Source organism: Kosakonia sp. YIM B13571 (genome assembly GCF_042788095.1).
Taxonomy (GTDB): domain Bacteria; phylum Pseudomonadota; class Gammaproteobacteria; order Enterobacterales; family Enterobacteriaceae; genus Kosakonia; species Kosakonia quasisacchari.
This window is the reverse complement of sequence record NZ_JBHZPL010000007.1, coordinates 56,846-74,045: the sequence shown is the minus strand read 5'-3', so window position 1 is coordinate 74,045 and position 17,200 is coordinate 56,846. Positions and strand designations below refer to the sequence as shown.

At 55.6% G+C, this 17,200-nt stretch carries 10 protein-coding genes; 4 read left to right on the top strand and 6 right to left on the bottom strand.

Features of this window, described 5'->3' with window-relative positions:
• Window positions 1-63 precede the first annotated feature (63 nt).
• The 4 genes from ACFX4O_RS16685 to ACFX4O_RS16670 all read right to left on the bottom strand — a co-directional run bounded on the left by ACFX4O_RS16685 (window position 64) and on the right by ACFX4O_RS16670 (window position 9,284).
• Window positions 64-1,230, bottom strand: a complete 1,167-nt coding sequence (locus ACFX4O_RS16685) for a bifunctional tRNA (adenosine(37)-C2)-methyltransferase TrmG/ribosomal RNA large subunit methyltransferase RlmN (RefSeq protein WP_131406487.1) — start codon at window positions 1,228-1,230, stop codon at window positions 64-66.
• Window positions 1,231-1,411: 181 nt separating this feature from the next.
• Window positions 1,412-1,843, bottom strand: a complete 432-nt coding sequence (gene ndk, locus ACFX4O_RS16680; protein ID WP_131406485.1) for a nucleoside-diphosphate kinase — start codon at window positions 1,841-1,843, stop codon at window positions 1,412-1,414.
• Window positions 1,844-1,993: 150 nt separating this feature from the next.
• The gene (gene pbpC / locus ACFX4O_RS16675; RefSeq protein WP_380209914.1) at window positions 1,994-4,318 is read right to left on the bottom strand and encodes a peptidoglycan glycosyltransferase PbpC; all 2,325 of its coding nucleotides are present in this window, start codon (window positions 4,316-4,318) and stop codon (window positions 1,994-1,996) included.
• Window position 4,319: 1 nt separating this feature from the next.
• On the bottom strand, window positions 4,320-9,284 hold the full coding sequence (locus ACFX4O_RS16670) for an alpha-2-macroglobulin (protein WP_380209912.1): 4,965 nt from the start codon (window positions 9,282-9,284) through the stop codon (window positions 4,320-4,322).
• 282 nt (window positions 9,285-9,566) lie between these two features.
• Between ACFX4O_RS16670 and ACFX4O_RS16665 the strand changes: the two genes are divergently transcribed.
• The 4 genes from ACFX4O_RS16665 to ACFX4O_RS16650 all read left to right on the top strand — a co-directional run bounded on the left by ACFX4O_RS16665 (window position 9,567) and on the right by ACFX4O_RS16650 (window position 14,196).
• A complete protein-coding gene (locus tag ACFX4O_RS16665; RefSeq protein WP_380209910.1) occupies window positions 9,567-11,111 on the top strand; it encodes a PTS transporter subunit EIIC in 1,545 nt (514 codons plus the stop codon).
• A gap of 12 nt (window positions 11,112-11,123) precedes the next feature.
• Entirely contained in the window at window positions 11,124-12,485 is a 1,362-nt protein-coding gene (locus tag ACFX4O_RS16660) for a 6-phospho-alpha-glucosidase (protein ID WP_380209908.1), read from the top strand.
• A gap of 97 nt (window positions 12,486-12,582) precedes the next feature.
• Window positions 12,583-13,425, top strand: a complete 843-nt coding sequence (gene sseA / locus ACFX4O_RS16655) for a 3-mercaptopyruvate sulfurtransferase (protein ID WP_380209906.1) — start codon at window positions 12,583-12,585, stop codon at window positions 13,423-13,425.
• Window positions 13,426-14,196 (top strand): MurR/RpiR family transcriptional regulator, encoded by a 771-nt coding sequence (locus tag ACFX4O_RS16650; protein ID WP_131406474.1) that lies wholly within the window; start codon window positions 13,426-13,428, stop codon window positions 14,194-14,196.
• A gap of 39 nt (window positions 14,197-14,235) precedes the next feature.
• Here the strand turns inward: ACFX4O_RS16650 and ACFX4O_RS16645 are convergent, their stop codons facing one another.
• Window positions 14,236-16,227, bottom strand: coding sequence for a M48 family metalloprotease (locus ACFX4O_RS16645; RefSeq protein ID WP_380209904.1), 1,992 nt, complete (start codon window positions 16,225-16,227; stop codon window positions 14,236-14,238).
• Between the two features lie 163 nt (window positions 16,228-16,390).
• A complete protein-coding gene (sseB, locus tag ACFX4O_RS16640) occupies window positions 16,391-17,167 on the bottom strand; it encodes an enhanced serine sensitivity protein SseB (protein WP_380209902.1) in 777 nt (258 codons plus the stop codon).
• Window positions 17,168-17,200: the final 33 nt, after the last annotated feature.

Genomic DNA, 17,200 nt, shown 5'->3' with positions numbered 1-17,200 from the left:
GTACAGGCCAAATATTCGACATTTCCACAAAATGCAGCATATTCTTCGCGCTGCAACTGATGATTATAGTGCCTTGATCTCAATAGGCTCGCCCTGCATACGCTTACGCATCGTACGTTTGGTACGGTCAATCACATCCCCCGCCAACTGACCACACGCGGCATCGATATCATCGCCACGCGTTTTACGCACGATAGTGGTGAAACCATAACTCATCAGCACCTTACAGAAGCGATCGATACGGCTGTTAGAGCTTCGGCCATACGGCGCGCCCGGGAACGGGTTCCATGGGATCAGGTTGATCTTACACGGCGTATCTTTCAGCAACTCCGCCAACTGGTGCGCATGTTCAGTGCCATCGTTAACGTGATCCAGCATCACATACTCGATAGTCACACGGCCCTGGTTAGCGTTGGATTTTTCCAGATAACGACGTACGGAGGCGAGGAACGTCTCGATGTTGTACTTTTTATTGATCGGTACAATTTCATCGCGAATCTCGTCGTTTGGCGCATGCAGAGAGATGGCCAGCGCAACGTCGATCATATCGCCCAGTTTATCCAGCGCCGGAACCACGCCGGAGGTGGAAAGCGTAACGCGGCGTTTGGAGAGCCCAAAGCCAAAATCATCCAGCATAATTTCCATCGCCGGAACGACGTTGGTCAGGTTGAGCAACGGCTCGCCCATGCCCATCATCACCACGTTGGTAATGGGGCGGTTACCGGTGACTTTCGCCGCGCCGATAATTTTCGCCGCGCGCCACACCTGGCCGATAATTTCCGAAACGCGCAGGTTACGGTTAAAGCCCTGCTGAGCAGTGGAGCAGAATTTACACTCCAGCGCACAACCTACCTGGGAAGAAACGCACAACGTTGCGCGATCCTCTTCCGGGATGTAGACGGTTTCAACGCGCTGATCGCCCACGGCAATCGCCCACTTGATGGTGCCGTCGGAGGAGCGTTGTTCTTCCACCACTTCCGGCGCACGAATTTCGGCGACGTCTTTTAATTTGTTGCGCAGCACTTTGTTGATGTCGGTCATCTCATCAAAGTCGTCGCTGCAATAGTGGTACATCCACTTCATCACCTGATCGGCGCGGAAGGGTTTTTCGCCTAAGTTTTTGAAAAATTCACGCATCTGCTGACGGTTTAAATCCAGCAGGTTAATTTTTGCATCTTTGTTTGGCACCGTGAGAGCGTCGTTCTCAGGCATGACAATTTGTTCAGTCATAATGTATTCCGGCCTCGTTATTACACGTTGTGGCCCGTGGAGGGTTAAAAAGAAGCGCCCCAGGAAAGCGTCGGCTCATCCTGGGGCGCAGCATTGTACAAATTCTGACGCACAGATACCACGTTTGCACGCGGCTTTTCACAAATTAAAGTGTAAACCTCGTTACACGTTTAACGTGTGATTAACGGGTGCGCGGGCACACTTCGCCTTCGGCGAAGAAGTAGGCGATTTCACGCGCAGCAGATTCAACGGAGTCAGAACCGTGGGTGCCGTTCTCGGTGAAGCTGTCCGCGTAGTCAGCGCGCAGGGTGCCTGCCAGCGCGTTAGCCGGGTTGGTTGCGCCCAGCAGGTCACGGTGACGCTGCACCGCGTTTTCACCTTCCAGTACGGAAACCACGATCGGGCCGGAGGTCATGAATTCAACCAGACCGTCAAAGAACGGGCGACCTTCGTGCTCGGCATAGAAACCGCGCGCCTGCTCAACGGTCAGGTGCAGCATTTTGGTGCCAACAATTTTGAACCCTGCCGCTTCAAAGCGAGAGAAGATGCCGCCAATAACGTTTTTTGCCACCGCGTTCGGTTTAATGATGGAAAAAGTACGTTCAATAGCCATGTTTACCTCTGTAAGTTGTTCTGTTGCCCTGAATAGATGTGGCGCGGATTATAAAGAGCAATATGGGCGTTGCCTATGGATGAAGGTAACATTTTTTTAAAATAAGACTATTTTTAGCAACACCTTCAGCCAACAGCGCCATTTCATCGGTTATTGCACAGCAAACTGCACTGACGCAATCTGCCCTGCATCATCCATAACCAATATCTGATACTCCCCGCTTTTATCAAGTTTCAGGCTCAATAAGTTGCTATGCGAGGCTAAAGGTTCACCATTCAAAAACCACCAACGACCGCCTTCACCACCGCTGCTTTGTAGCGGTAGCAAGGCAAATGCCTGGCCGGGAATGCGTTTGATAACCGCACCTTCACGCACGCCGCTTAATAACAGTGGCGGCGGTGCGTTATCGTCACGAGGCGGGCAGCGTTTATCCGCCGTCGGTAAACGGGCTGCACGGCGTTCACCAGCGGGTAGCCACGGCTCCAGCGGCAACGGCCAGGCGATCCATGTTTTCTGCTGTGCGTTAGGGCAATCTGCGGCAACCCTTCGCCCCTCTTTATTCAGCCAGAGCGGGAAATTGATCCCATGCCCGCCTTCCTGCTCCGGCAATAACAGCGTTGGCGGCTGGCTACCGTCCAACAGCCAGGTAGTGAGTCGACGGCGACAATTGCTGTCGCCGGAAGGTAAGCTTTGCCCACCAGGCCAACAAATGACGCCGCTGCTGACTGTTTGCGGGCGCGGGTCGCGCGGCAGTCTCGCCTGTTCAAGCGCTGAGCGCGGCTGCAACAGATTATTGACCTGGTTAAGTAACGGCACCGCGCTGGCAAAACCGAACTGCCCGGCAACGGGCGTACCGTCAGGTCGCCCCGTCCAGATGCCTATCACGTAGCGAGCATTAATCCCTATCGCCCATGCATCGCGATAGCCATAGCTAGTGCCGGTTTTCCACGCCAGCGGCACCACTTGCGGCAACGCTTCATCTGGCACCGGTTGAGCTTCTCCGGCGAGAATGCGGCGAATAATCCATGCTGCGCCCGGCGACATCAACCGTCGCTCCATCAGCGGGGCGTCGGGTGTCAGACGCAGGCTTCCCGCTTTCCCCTCACGGGCAAACGCCGTATAAGCTGCAGCAATATCTTCCAGCCGCGCACCTGCGCCGCCGAGGATCAGCGACAAATTCGGTTCCGCTCCCGTCGGCAAAATCAACGGCAAACCGACGTTGCGCAGATTTCCGGCAAATTTTTTCGGTCCGTAGGCTTCCAGCACTTGCACCGCCGGTAAATTAAGAGAACGTACCAGCGCTTCATTCATGCTTACCGGGCCATGGAAACCGCTGTCAAAATTACCGGGTCGATAATCGCCCACCCGGCGTGGCACATCCTGTAACAGCGAGGCCGGATGAATCAGCCCCTCATCCAGCGCGAGACCATAAATAAAAGGTTTTAACACCGAGCCCGGCGAACGGATGGCGCTGACCATATCCACATGGCTGAAACGGCTGTCGTCATTAATATCCACGGAGCCAACCCAACCGCGCACTTTCATATCCGTGTGGTCAACGACGATTATCGCCAGCGAGCTGCGAGCTGGCAGGCGGCTTTTCACATTTAACGCCAGATCTTCAAGCTGACGTTGCAGGCTGGCATTCAGCGTGGTGGTGATTTTCAGCGCCTTGCTTTCACCAAGCATCCGCCGGGCGAAGAGCGGTGCCAGTTGCGGCATCTGACGCGGAGCCAGCCAGACAGGTTCTTCGCGTGACTCTGCCACCTGCGTTGCCGACCACACCTTTTGCGACACCATGCGCTCCAGCACTTTGTCGCGCGCGGCCTGCGCACGTTGCGGCCAGCGATCCGGGCGTAAGCGGCTGGGTGCCTGTGGCAGAACCGCTAACAGCGCCGCTTCGGAATAGCTGAGCTTCGCCGGCGGCTTACCTAAATAAGCCCAACTCGCTGCCCCCACGCCTTGCAACGTGCCGCCAAACGGCGCGCGGTTCAGATAAAGCGTGAGTATTTCACGTTTTGAGAGGTGCCACTCCAGTTGCAGTGCCCGCCACAGCTGACGCACCTTGCCGCCGAAAGTACGCGGATGCGGATCGAGCAAGCGAGCAACCTGCATTGTCAACGTACTGCCGCCGGAAACAACATGGCCGGAACGCAGATCCTGCCAGGCTGCACGTGCAATCGACAGTGGATTCACCCCCGGATGCGCCCAGAACCAGCGATCCTCATACTGGATCAGCGCCTGTAGATAGTGTGGCGATACCTCTTCGATGGTGACCGGGTAGCGCCAGATACCGTCGGCATCGGCAAAACGCCACAGCGGCGTACCGTCTTCGGCCACGACTACCCGCGCCGGATCAACCTCGCTAAGCGGCAACGGCCAGATCTTATCAGCAGCCATAACGCCCAATACCAACAGCAGCGGAACACCCACCAGCCAGCGCCAGCGGGTGCGTATCAGATGTACAATCCTCACGTTACGGTACGATAATCAGCGGACCACTGGTCGCCCCGGTCGCGCGCCACTGCGGAACATACATTGACTCCACCTGTGGAGCAGGAACCTGATAGGTGCCTGGCGTAACCGCGCGGGCCAGGTAGACCAGCGTGACCCACTCCCCTGCATTTACCGGCACCGCAGCAACAAAACGGTCATCACGAAACTCCATATGCTGGATATCCACTTGTTGCATGCGATTCAGCAGATCCTGCACTTCACTGCCGCTATCTTGCAAACTGGCGCTGCTATCGGCGAGATTCTGGTTTTCCAGCTCCAGTCCAGCAGGCAGTAAATCAACCACCAGCGCATCCGGTACATTCTGGCTGGCGTTCACGTCGAGACGCACCAGCACCAGTTCACCGCTTTTCAGTGACGAAAGCGATTTACTGCGACCATCGGTTCCCAGGAACGTACGCTCAATTTTTAATACCTTCCCGGACGGCGCAGGTGCCTGTTCCGGATAACCGGTACTGTCGAGACGCAACCACAGCGGTGTGCTGCCGTTATTGGTAACCTGCAATGCCCCCAGTTGATCGGCACTGAGATTGCGGCTTTGCGGACGATCGCCACCGAGCCCTGCTGCATCAAGAGAGGTTTGTGCCTGCCACGCGCCAGTGGCGTTTTGCAGATTACGCCCGGCCATAAACAGCGCGTTGCTCTCCTGTGTCGACAACCAGCGCTGGCCGTAGGCCTGCTCGGCGAGCGTCGCCAGCAGGCGCGGCTGCTCTTGTGGCAGCAGGTTATTCTCTTCCAGCAGCGCCAGCATCAATGCGTTATCACGCAGTTCGCTGCCGTAGTCAGCCAGCCAGTGACCAGACTGCGGGCGAGACGTTTTCAGAGCCAGCGCTAACGCTTGTTCGCTGCGCTGCGCATCGCCCATCAGTTTCAGCGCCACGCCAAGCTGCATCAAAGGCAGCGCCGCTTTGGCCTGCTCATGACGTTGCCAAATTTCACGCAGTGCGCCTAATGGCGCTTTCTGCTGACGCGCCAGCACCAGACCGGCATAGCTTTGTACGGCGAACTTGGTTGCCGGCGCATCGTCGGTATAGCGAATGGACATGGCCGCCGGATCCTGCAAATAGCGCAGTAAGCGGTTATTGGCGTTATTCAGCGCGTCCATAGGCACGCTATACCCCTGCGCAGACGCGCTAACCAGGAAGTCGGTGACGTAAGCCGTCAACCAGTACTCTTCCGGCCCGCTCTTGTCCCACAGCGCGAAACCGCCATCTTCGCGCTGCATTTGCAGCAGGCGGGAGATGCCTATATCCACCGCCGCGCGGCGCTGCTCATCGCTGTCGCCTTTAATACCCAGCGCTTTCAACTGCGCGGCGTTGGTATAAAGCGACGGGAACAACCCGCTGGTGGTCTGTTCAAGACAGCCGTACGGATAAGCACGCAATTCTTCGATATAGCGCGCCAGGTTCAGCGGCGGCTTGCCGCTAAGCAGTAAGCGCCCTTGCAACGTCACAGGTGAAATATTGGCAAGGTGCTGCCCCGGTGTATGCCAGCTCTCACCCGGGTTAAGCATCACACCACTATTGACCGTCTGTGCCGCGAACGGTGGACGCACGCCGATTTTCCACTGCTTTTGCTGCGGTGCGAACGTTTCCCCCGGTAATGTCAGGCCACTGATTTGTGCGCTGATCTCGCCATCGCCAAATCCCTCCAGCGCGCTCACCGGAATAAACAGCGTGGTGCGCTCTCCGGCAGCGAGCTTAACCGGTTCCGGTTGACCGCTTTCCAGTGCCAGCAGGCCGCTCGCAGTCAGCGCGACATTGAGCGTTTGCGGTTGATCGGTCAGGTTAGTCAGATCCAGCGTCAGGCGAGACGTATCGCCGCTGCCGAGGAAACGGGGCATATTGAGATCCGCAATCACCGGTGCGGCAACAATCACTTTACTTTCGTTGCTACCAAAGTCTTCCGCCGTCCAGGCTTGCGCCATCACGCGCAGTTCACCGTTGAAATCGCCAATCGGCAAGCTCACTGTACCTTCGCCATTTTCATCAAGCGTTACTGGCTGTGCCTGCTGAGCAATAATGGTGACATGGTTGACTGGCGGTTTGCCGCCGCGGTTAAGCTCTTCGCCATCGCCGCCAAAGCGCAGCGCCGCCAGACGTCCCTGCCCTTCAATCACCTGGCCGTAAATATCGTAGATATCCGCACCGTAGCGTTTCTGGCCGAAAAAGCCCTGCCACGGATCCGGCGTCACATAATCGGTAATGTTCAGCACACCGCTGTCCACGACGGAAAGCAGCACGTTGATCTGTTTTGGCGTGGCGCCGTTTTTAACCGCTGCTTTAACTTTCACCGTCAGGGGTTGGTTAGGACGCATTTTCTGCGGCGCATCGAGCGTCACGTCCAGGCGGCGGTTCTCATCGCCCATCGGCAGATGCAGTAAACCTACCGCACGTTTTGGCGTGGCGGATTTCGATTTATCGCCAGGGCGCACCACCAGCGTGCTGATATAGAGATCGTGGCGCTGCCATTTCTGATCGACCGGGATACTCAGATCAACGCCCTCTGCCGGCACATCGATCTCTTTCCACCACAGCGGACCTTCGCTGGATTCGATCATCGCGTAGCCTTTTCCTGCGGCAGGCGCGGTGACGTGCAATTTGATGGTATCGCCCGGTTTGTAGGCCGGTTTATCCAGTTTCATGGTGACGCGATCCGGCCTTGCCGCACCTGCGCCGTCGGTGTTGTCCTGCCAGCTGTAACCGGCCCAGAAGCGCACGCTACTGATGGTGTCATCCGGCCCTTTCACTTCCAGTCGGTAAGAACCCCAGTCCACCGGGAAACTGACTTTTCCGGTTTCATCTGCCGCCAGCGTCAGGTTCTGTTCGCCTTCCACCAGATCTTTCTGGTCGAATTGCGACTGCCAGCCTTCGCTTTCCGACCAGTTCCAGAAGTAATCGCGGCGTTCACGAATCAAGCGCACCTGCAAATCGGTGACCGCTTTTTTCGCGCCACTGGCATCGGTATAGACGATGTCAAAAGCAGCATTGCTGCCCTCATCGACAATCGGTTGGTTCACGGTGGTGTCAGTGCGATAGTCATACACCGCTTTGGAGGCAAACTGTGGACGAATGCCCGGCAGCGCTTGCGCAGGCCAGATGGCCTGTTCTGCTCGGCGTGTCACCGGGCGACCGCCTGATTCCAGCAGGCTGGCTTGTAAAATCACCTGCAACGGCGAGTGCGAGTCCTGCCACTGGCTCGGCGTGGTGATTTCGCCCTGCCCTTGTTTATCCAGCGTCAGATGCACTTCATCCAGGCTACGGCTCAGGTTCTCTTCGGCAATATCGCCAAACTGGAAACCCGGCAGTGCGGGAACGGCTTCGCGCAGCGGGCGCAGGAACAGCTGGCCTTGCAGGCTGTTACCGCTGGCGGGCGCGCCGTAGAGATAGTGCCCGTCAATGTTAAACACCACATCCGCAGCAGGCTCAACAGGCTCTGGCTGCGGTGTAATATTCAGCGCCATGCGCTCTGGCATGAAATCTTCAACGTGAAAACTCCACTCACGAGAAAGATTATCACCGGTGTTCGCACGGATGTGCCACATGCCGGTTTGCGCGCTGGCTTCCAGCGGATAAGTAAATTGGTACAGCCCATTTTGCGGTTGGTTAACCACCGTGCGGATCACCTGCCCGTCCGGTTTCACCACCTCAAGTTTTACCGGCTGCTCTGCCAGAGGCTTGCCGTCGCTGTCACGCAGCAGGCCATTAAGGATCACCGTTTCACCAGGGCGATAGAGATCGCGCGGGCCGAACATAAAGAACTGTTTGCTGTAGCCCGGATCGCCTGCGATGGCGAACTCGGCAAGATCCAGCGCTGGTAATTTCAGATCCAGCAGCGTGGTTTCACCCGCTTTGCGCGCAAGGATCAGCGCCGCGTCTTTATCGGTATTGAGTGTGGCATGACCATCGCTATCGCTGGTGGCCTGCGCCAGAGTTTGCCCTTTCTCGTTCAGCAGCATCACTTCAATACCGGCGAGCGCAGCGCCGTTTTCCAGCCCCTGAGTGAAGATATCCAGCCGGTTGTGGTAACGGTGCGCAGAAAGGCCAATGTTACTGAGGGTGAACAAGGTGGCGGCATTGCTGTAGTTGTAATGTCCGGCCTGGTTCATCACCGCGATGTAAACACCAGTTTGCTGTAACGGCTGGATACCGCTAAGCGGTAACAGCAGTTTTTCACGTGTGTTGCGGGTTGGGTTGAGATCGAAACGACCGGTGTAAACCAGGTCAGCCATTTTCAGGAGCGTTTCAGATTCCCAGTTCGATAGCGAACTGCGGTACTCCCACTGGCTGATAAACGCGGCCAGCGATTCCGGTTTCACGCGGTAAAAATTGACGTCAACGCTGTCCACGTTCAGCGCCATCACCGGCAGCCCGTCCACCACTTTTCCTGGCAGCAGCGAACCACGGCTGGCAAAACCAACACTCGGTTGCACATCGCGGGTGGTGATTGTTTTTTCGTAATCGCTAGCGAAAGTAGCCTTGTTCAACGCCAGCAGCCCTTTATCAACCGATACCAGCAGCTCGCGGTTAGGTTCGAGATGGCGCAGGCGCAGCTCTTTCAGGTTTGGTGCCAGTTCCCAGGCGCCATCGACTTTGCCACTTTTTTTATCCACCAGATGCACGGCGGAAGCAAAGTTCTGGTCAGGATCCAGCGGCACCGAGAAGGTCAGCACTAACGTCGCCGCGCCGTCCAGCTGCACTTCAGAGGCATCCAGCAGCGTTAACGGTTTGCCTTCGCTGCGTGCGGCAAGCTGAGCCAGCTTCGCTTTATCCTGCGGGATAGCCGTCTGTGTTTTTTGCTCTGCCGCTGGCGCAGCTTTCGATTCGGGTGCGCTGGCGGCCTGAGGCTTATCGTTATCATCGCAGCCCACGAGCGTAAAGGTGGTGACGAGCGCAAGAGTCAGCGCCGCAAGACATAGCGGTTTCATTCGTTATCCCTGGTTAAGTAACCTGTTGAAAGAGGCTCACACATTATTATGCGCAACCGTGACAATTTCAAAACCGCCGATGAATTCTGGAAAGCGCCTCGCAAAGCGCAGTTAACGTTCTTCACCCTCGCTGTTAACCCGATCACACCCCGCAATGTAACATGTTACGTTATGGGTCATTTGTTTTTAAAACAATAAGATAGCTGGATATTTCTTATCACTGGCTGCTAACGTTAAGCGGTCTGTGCACCTTTGTGCGCGGTTCTAATAAGAGAGAACATTATGTCCAGAGCCGTGAATGCCCTACAAAATTTTGGTAAGTCCCTCTTTGGTCCGGTGCTCATTTTGCCCATCGTCGGTTTGTTTATTGCCTTTGGAAATATCTTTGGCAACGGCAACCTGGCCGAATATTTACCTTTTCTCGGTCACCCGTTTATTCAAAACGTCGGCCAGTTAATTGCCAAATCCGCCGTTTCGGTGCTGGCTAACCTGGCACTGGTATTTGCCGTTGGTATCCCGGTTGGGCTGGCCTCGCGGGATAAAGGCTATGCCGCGTTAATTGGTCTGGTGACGTTCATTGTTTTCATCAACGCCATGAATGTCACCCTGCAGATGCAGGGCGCGCTGGCCCCCGCCGCGCAGATGAAAGCCGCCGGGCAAAGCATGGTGCTGGGCGTGCAAGTGCTGGAGATGGGCGTTTTCGCCGGGATCCTCACCGGCGCGCTGTCGGGCTATCTGTATGATAAATATTCCAGCGTGCAGTTTTCCGGCGCGATGGCGATTTACTCCGGCCACTGTTTCGTCGCCATTATTATGTTGCCGGTGTCCATCGTGCTCGGCGTAGTAATGAGTGAGCTTTGGCCCTTTGCCCAGCACGGCATCAGCACGCTAGCGTTGGCGATTAAAGACGCAGGACCATTCGGCGTCGCGGTGTACGGATTTCTGGAGCGCATTCTGGTGCCGACCGGGTTGCATCATCTGGTTTACACGCCGTTTCTGTACACGGAGTTGGGCGGTACAGCGGATGTCTGCGGCAGCACCTACCAGGGCGCACGCAATATCTATTTCGCGGAAATGGCCTGCCCCAGCGTTACGCAATTAAGCAGTACCGCAGTGTGGGATGCGCGCGGCATCAGTAAAATGTTCGGCCTGCCCGCCGCCGCGCTGGCGATGTATGTCACCGCGAAACCCGAGCGCAAAGCCGCAGCGAAAGCGATTCTGATCCCCGCCGCACTCACCTCGTTGCTGGTGGGCGTGACCGAACCGATTGAGTTCTCATTTCTGTTTGTCGCGCCGCTGCTGTTTGTGGTTCACGCCGTGCTGACCGGCATTGGCATGATGCTGTTTTCACTGTTCGGCGTTCATGCCATTGGTGCGAACGGCATTATCGATTTCATTCTCTACAACTTGCCGCTCGGCACAGAGAAATCCAACTGGCCGATGTACATCCTCGTCGGGCTCATCATGTTCGCCCTCTACTTCGTTATCTTCCGTTTCCTGATCTTACGCTTCGATATGAAAACACCAGGGCGAGAGGATGACAGCGAAGAGACTCGCCTTTACAGCAAGCAGGATTATCAGGCCAAAGGTAGCAACGACGCAGTTGGCGAAGCGATTATCGAAGGGCTGGGTGGGCGCGCCAATATTGAAGTGGTGGATAACTGCTACACCCGCCTGCGCGTGACGGTGAAAGACACAGCGGTGATCAATGAGCCGCAGTTGAAAACGACGGGCGCAAAAGGCGTGATCAAACAAGGTAATAACGTTCAGGTGGTCTACGGGCTGCATGTCAAAAAAATGCGAGAAGCGGTTGAGATGTTTCTCTAAAGGAGTCCAGAAATGATTAAACCCCCGTTTATTTTATCGATCGCCGGTGGCGGCAGCACCTACACACCAGGCATTGTCAAAAGCCTGATGGTGAGACTGGAAGATTTTCCGCTGGCGGAAATCCGCCTCTACGATATTGATGAAGCCCGGCAAAATACCATTGCGCCAGTGGTGGAAAAAGTGATTCGCGACCACAGCCAGAGCATCAAATTTACCGTTACCAGTGACGCCGAAACCGCGTTTCGCGGTGCGCACTTTGTTTTTGCACAGATGCGCGTCGGTCAGTACAAAATGCGTGAACAGGATGAAAAGATCCCGCTGCGCCACGGTGTGGTTGGCCAAGAAACCTGCGGCCCGGGCGGGCTGGCTTACGGGCTGCGAACCATTTTACCGATGGTAGAACTCATCGATTTGGTGGAACGTTACGCTGATAAAAGCGCCTGGATCGTTAACTACTCCAATCCGGCAGCGATTGTCGCCGAAGGGGTACGCTGCCTGCGGCCTAACGCACGCGTGCTGAATATTTGCGATATGCCGGTGGCAGCAATGCGCAATATGGGCGCGATCCTCGGCGTTGATCGCCACAAACTGGAGGTGGATTACTTCGGTTTGAATCACTTTGGCTGGTTTACCAAAGTGCGTGTGGATGGCGAAGACCGTCTGCCGGAGCTGCGCGAGCACGTTGCCCGTTTTGGTCTGCTGACTGAAGATGCTGCGCAAACCGATCCGCAACACGCGGATCCCTCGTGGGTAAAAACCTGGCGCAACATCAAGCCGATTATGGATCACTTCCCGGAGTTTTTGCCGAACCCCTATTTGCAGTATTACCTGATGCCAAACGACATCGTTGCGCATCAAAATGCCGATTACACCCGCGCCAATGAAGTGATGGACGGGCGCGAGAAAAAATTGTTTGCCGCTGCTGCCGAATATCAGCGCACCGGTATCCTGCCGGATGCGTTCCATGTGGGCGTGCACGGCGCATTTATCGTCGATGTCGCGTGTTCGCTGGCTTTTGACCTGCGCCAGCGCCACCTGGTGATTGTGGAAAACAAAGGGGCGATTGCTAACCTGCCTTACGATGCCATGGTGGAAGTCCCGGCGTATATCACCAGTGAAGGGCCGGAACCGGTGCGGATGGGTGCGGTGCCGCTGTTCCATCAGACTTTGCTAATGCAGCAACTGGCGTCGGAACAACTGCTGGTGGAAGCCACCATTGAAGGCAGTTACGAGAAAGCGCTGCAGGCATTCACACTGAACCGCACCGTACCCACCATGCAGCATGCGAAAGCAATTCTGGATGAGATGATCGAGGCCAATCGTGACTACTGGCCTGCGCTGCAAAAAGCATGGGAAAACGGCAAACCAGCATAAAAATAACGAGGTTGCTCGCGGCGTTAGCGATGTCGGCTTGTCGGGTCATGAAAAAACGTTAACAATTCAGGTTACTGTTGATGACACGGAGACAACCATGTCCACCTCGTTTTTTGTCGCGGCCGACTGGCTGATAGAGCATAGCGATGATCCCGAAATCCAGCTGATTGATGCGCGGATGGCGCCAGTGGGTCAGGAGCATCGCGACATGAGAGCGGAATACCGCGCCGGGCATCTTCCCGGTGCGGTCTTTTTTGATATCGAAGCCCTTTCCGACCACACCACGTCGCTGCCGCATATGCTGACGCGCCCGGAAGCGTTCGCCGTGGCAATGCGCGAACTGGGCATCAATCAGGATAAACATCTGGTGGTGTATGACGAAGGCAATCTCTTCTCTGCCCCGCGCGCCTGGTGGATGCTGCGTAATCACGGCGTGGAGAACGTCTCGATTCTGGCTGGTGGCCTGGCGGGCTGGCAGCGTGATGCCCTGCCGCTACAAAAAGGCGATGTGCCGCTGCCGGAATCCGATTTTAACGCCAATTTCGACCCTCACGTGGTGAAGAAATTGACCGATGTGCTGCTGGCGAGCCACGAAGGCACGGCACAAATTGTCGATGCTCGCCCTGCCCCGCGTTTTAATGGCGAAGTGGATGAACCGCGCGCAGGTCTGAAGCGTGGCCATATCCCCGGTGCGCTGAATGTGCCGTGGGTCGATTTAGTCGTCGAAGGCGAGCTGAAAACCACCGATGAGCTGGCGGCAATTTTCCGCCGTCAGGGTGTGGATCTGCACAAACCGATTATTGCCAGCTGCGGCTCCGGCGTGACGGCATCGGTGGTGATCCTTGCACTGGAAACGCTTGGTGCAAGTAACGTGACGCTGTATGACGGCTCCTGGAGTGAATGGGGCGCACGTGACGATTTACCCATAGAAACAGCGTAAATGGACAACCGACTGGCACCACTGCTGACGCGCGGGGAGTCGCTGACCCGCGCGGAATATCGCGTTCTTGCGCACCTGACGGAACACCCGTTGCTGGTGGGAAAGATCACGGTACGCGAACTGGCGCAGGCGACATTTGTCTCCACCGCCACCATTATTCGCCTGTGCCAAAAGCTCGGTTTTAGTGGTTTTAGCGAGTTTATCTGGCATTGCAAGCAGCGGCTGGCAGACACGCCGCATATTACCGGGCCACAGGGCGAATCCGCTGAGCTACCCGCCGCTTTTGCGCAGTTTATGGCGAATTACCAGCGTACTTTTCAGTGGGTGAGTGCCGAAAAGCGGCGACAATTCGCCGCCCTGCTGCATGAGCAGGAGAGCTTTTTTCTGTATGGCGCAGGGTTTTCCTATCTGTTTGCCGAGTATCTGACCAAGAAATTGCAGGTGCTGGGCAAGACCGCGTTTATCTCCGGGCCTGGCGACAGCAGGAATATCTTTCTCAGTAACGCGGCACGCTACCAGGTGTTTATTGCCGTTTCCCGCAGCGGTGAAACGGAACAAGTGCTGGATAAAGCCCGTATTGCGCACACCGTTGGCATGACGGTGGTGGCGTTTACCCGCGCATCGGTGAACCCGCTGGCGGCGCTGGCGGATATCCATTTCGCGCTGTACGACGAAGCGGTGCATTTTGCCGCTGAAGCCGCCGGGATCACCTCGTTCGAGTCCAACCTGGTACTGCTGATGGATCTGCTGCTGCTCGAAGCGACGCAATAATGCTTGCCGACGAGCGGCAAGCATTATCAAGCCAGCGAATTATGAATGATTCAGCTCACGCCGTGCCCAGGCAGCCTGAATGTATTCATGCAGCGCGACATACAGCTCCTCAATCGACATTTTTTCACGCTGTGCGCCTTTCAACACCCCGCCGGGCAGGCTTACCACCACTTTGTGTTTCTTCGGCTCAAACGTAAAATTGCGGAACAAGCGCCCCACGGTGCAAGTCGGCGGCTGATAGCCTTCCCGCCAGTAGAGATCGATAAACACCCACTCATTGACGCTACGAATATCAATATTTTCAATCTCCGCCAGCAAGAGCGGCGCGCTGAGCTGATAGCTCTCGATACCTTGCGCAGTCAACGTGAACAGCGGCTGACGCACCCGCGTATACATCGTCCAACTCGCCAGCCCAAAGATCAGCCCACCGGCGACCAGACCAAAGATTATCTTCTCCATCGAGCTATTGGCGGTGGCGTTCCACTGGATACTCAGAGTGAGGACCAAACCGGCTCCGGCAATACAGAGCACCGCCAGCACCAGAAACAACCAGAAATTTTTCTTACGCAACGAAACAACAACGCTTTCTGTGGAATGTGCAGCCAGATTCTCTAATTCGGCCTGATAAGCGTCATGGTGCGCTTCCACATTGCGCGCCATTCCGGCGGTTAACGCGGCTGAAATAGCCGATGCATCGCGGAATAAACTGCGCATCCACTGGTAATCCGCCTCATCCGCCGGACGCGACGCCCTGGCCAGCAGCGCTTCATCCAGCGGCACATTCAGTTGCTCGATACGCGCGCGCGTCGGCGGGTGGCTGTCTGTTGGGTGCGCCAGTTCCTGTTCAAGCGAGGCGGCAACATCAAAACGCCCGCCCTCACGCAGCGCGGCAAACAGGCTGAGCACCAGGTCGTGCGTCTCAAGCTTGCTGTTAAAGAACAGCTCCATCGGCGCGTTAAAGCGTTCATTGAGCGCAGAGAAACGCAGGAGTGAAGCCGCCAGCGCCTGCGGCGAGCTGGTACGTGCGCCCGCGGCGTCCGCCGCCAGTTCACGCACACGGCTCCAGCCATTGACCGTTTCGTGAAACTGACGGTAAAACCAGAGGCCAAGATGAATGGTCGGGTTGAGCGCCAGCCGCTCAAGCCAGCCGCTGCTCGCCACATCGCGATAAAAATAGTCGAGACTGTTTTCCATACCGGCATACAGCCCGGCGAAATGCAGGGTGTAGACGGTATCATTACCGGAAAAGTGCCCCAGCTCATGGCCAATCACGGCGGCTACTTCATCTTTATCCATAAACGCGGCGTAGCTGAGCGGGAAATAGAGCGTGTTACCGGTTAATCGCGCGCCTTTTTCAATTTGCACCGGGCTTGCGGTGACATAAAACCCCTCAAATAAACCGACGACAATATTATCCGGCACAATTGCCTGCCCGTGCTGAGCTAATTCTCTGACCCAGCGCCACAATTCCGGCGCGTCGGTTTCAGAAACGGCTGCACCGTGCACCTGCATATCTTGTGGCTCAAAAAGTGCGAAGCATTTTTTGAGTAAGAACAGGCTTTTCAGCACCATAAATACCAGTGAACCGATGATCAGCAAGACAAATATCACCAGTTTGATATTAAAGGCGCTCGCCCTTCCGAGCGTGTAGATCCAGAAAACTTCATACAGCAGAACACAGACCAGCGCAAAACCAATCGACGCCATTAGGCCGACCATAATAAACGGCAGTAACTTGCGACAAAGGGTAAACGCGGCAATTAACTTTTCCGCAGATATACGGGCTTTCCGTACGCTTAAAACACAGAGAAGTACCGAACTGGTACTGGCAATCAAGCCCAACAGGGAAAACAACATTCCGGCTTTGGCGAGGATCTGGCGCGACATATCGGCAAATACGCTGTGGCCAACAAAGCCATATTGCGTGACCTGGTAAACATCCACTTCGTTAATGCGGATATTCTGCCAGCAGGCGTAAAAGAAGAGAATTAAGGGTACGCCGAAGCAGTACAGCAGGCTTTTTTTGTCCATAAAAATTAACCGTAAAGTAACGTAAAAACGCACCGTATCACAGGTATATGGCTAATACATAATTTATGGAATCGACAACAAAACCGCACAACGTTATTAATAAAATACTAATAATTAAAAATTTAAAATAATAAAAGGCGGTACATTGCATACCGCCCGATAATTAAATAATGCGATTTTGCTTAAAGTCGCGCAGGAAACTTCCCCAGCGCCGCTCGTAGAAAGGGGTAATATGCGCCATCATAAAATGGCTAATCCCTTTCTCACCTTCAACGACCTGGCAAATATCCACCGGCTCATCGCCCGGCAGCGTATCGGTTGCCACACTGCCCGCCGCGTGAATAATCTCTTCGATATCGCCTTCGGCCTCAATACCAATCAGCAGATTGGGCTGCTCATCAGCCTTTTCTTTGATTGAACAGAGAAACGCGCGCTTCACGGTTTTGATGCTCTTAAACAGCGTGGTCAGCGAATCCACCATTTGCGCGGGCGGTTCAGCCACTTCGGAAAGTAGCAGCGCCGTGCCGCCCTCCAGCACTTCCTGCTGGCTTAACGGACTGCCCTCTTCGCCCACCAGGTGGCTGATTTCACGCGCAGTGAACTCTTTGCCGGTCGGCAGCTTCGCATTGAGAAACAGCGTTTCTCCGAGCGTCATTTCAAACAGTGTGCGCGCAGGCATCACCACAAATGCCTGCTCTTCTTCTACTGCCTGTTGCAGCGCGTCCAGCGAGGTAAAGAACGGGATCACGGATGTGCCGTCATCTTTTTCCCAGTGCTGTAAATCAAGCGCGCTGTCTTCAACAATGGCTTCGCCTTCTGCCGCCGTTCCTGGCACCCAAACCGTGGATTCCAACAGCGTGCGGAAAAATGCCGGACGATAAGCAGGCTCGGTTGCGGCCTGTTCCAGCAGAGTTTCTAATTCGTTTTTGCTTTCTGACATAGTGGTTCCAGAGAGTTTCCTCTCCCTTGCGGG

Bases quoted from the DNA above. Each gene is read 5' to 3' on its own strand.
- ACFX4O_RS16685 (WP_131406487.1), bottom strand. From the start codon at position 1,230: ATGACTGAACAAATTGTCATGCCTGAGAACGACGCTCTCACGGTGCCA.
- ndk (WP_131406485.1), bottom strand. From the start codon at position 1,843: ATGGCTATTGAACGTACTTTTTCCATCATTAAACCGAACGCGGTGGCA.
- ACFX4O_RS16670 (WP_380209912.1), bottom strand. From the start codon at position 9,284: ATGAAACCGCTATGTCTTGCGGCGCTGACTCTTGCGCTCGTCACCACC.
- ACFX4O_RS16665 (WP_380209910.1), top strand. From the start codon at position 9,567: ATGTCCAGAGCCGTGAATGCCCTACAAAATTTTGGTAAGTCCCTCTTT.
- ACFX4O_RS16660 (WP_380209908.1), top strand. From the start codon at position 11,124: ATGATTAAACCCCCGTTTATTTTATCGATCGCCGGTGGCGGCAGCACC.
- sseA (WP_380209906.1), top strand. From the start codon at position 12,583: ATGTCCACCTCGTTTTTTGTCGCGGCCGACTGGCTGATAGAGCATAGC.
- ACFX4O_RS16650 (WP_131406474.1), top strand. From the start codon at position 13,426: ATGGACAACCGACTGGCACCACTGCTGACGCGCGGGGAGTCGCTGACC.
- ACFX4O_RS16645 (WP_380209904.1), bottom strand. From the start codon at position 16,227: ATGGACAAAAAAAGCCTGCTGTACTGCTTCGGCGTACCCTTAATTCTC.
- sseB (WP_380209902.1), bottom strand. From the start codon at position 17,167: ATGTCAGAAAGCAAAAACGAATTAGAAACTCTGCTGGAACAGGCCGCA.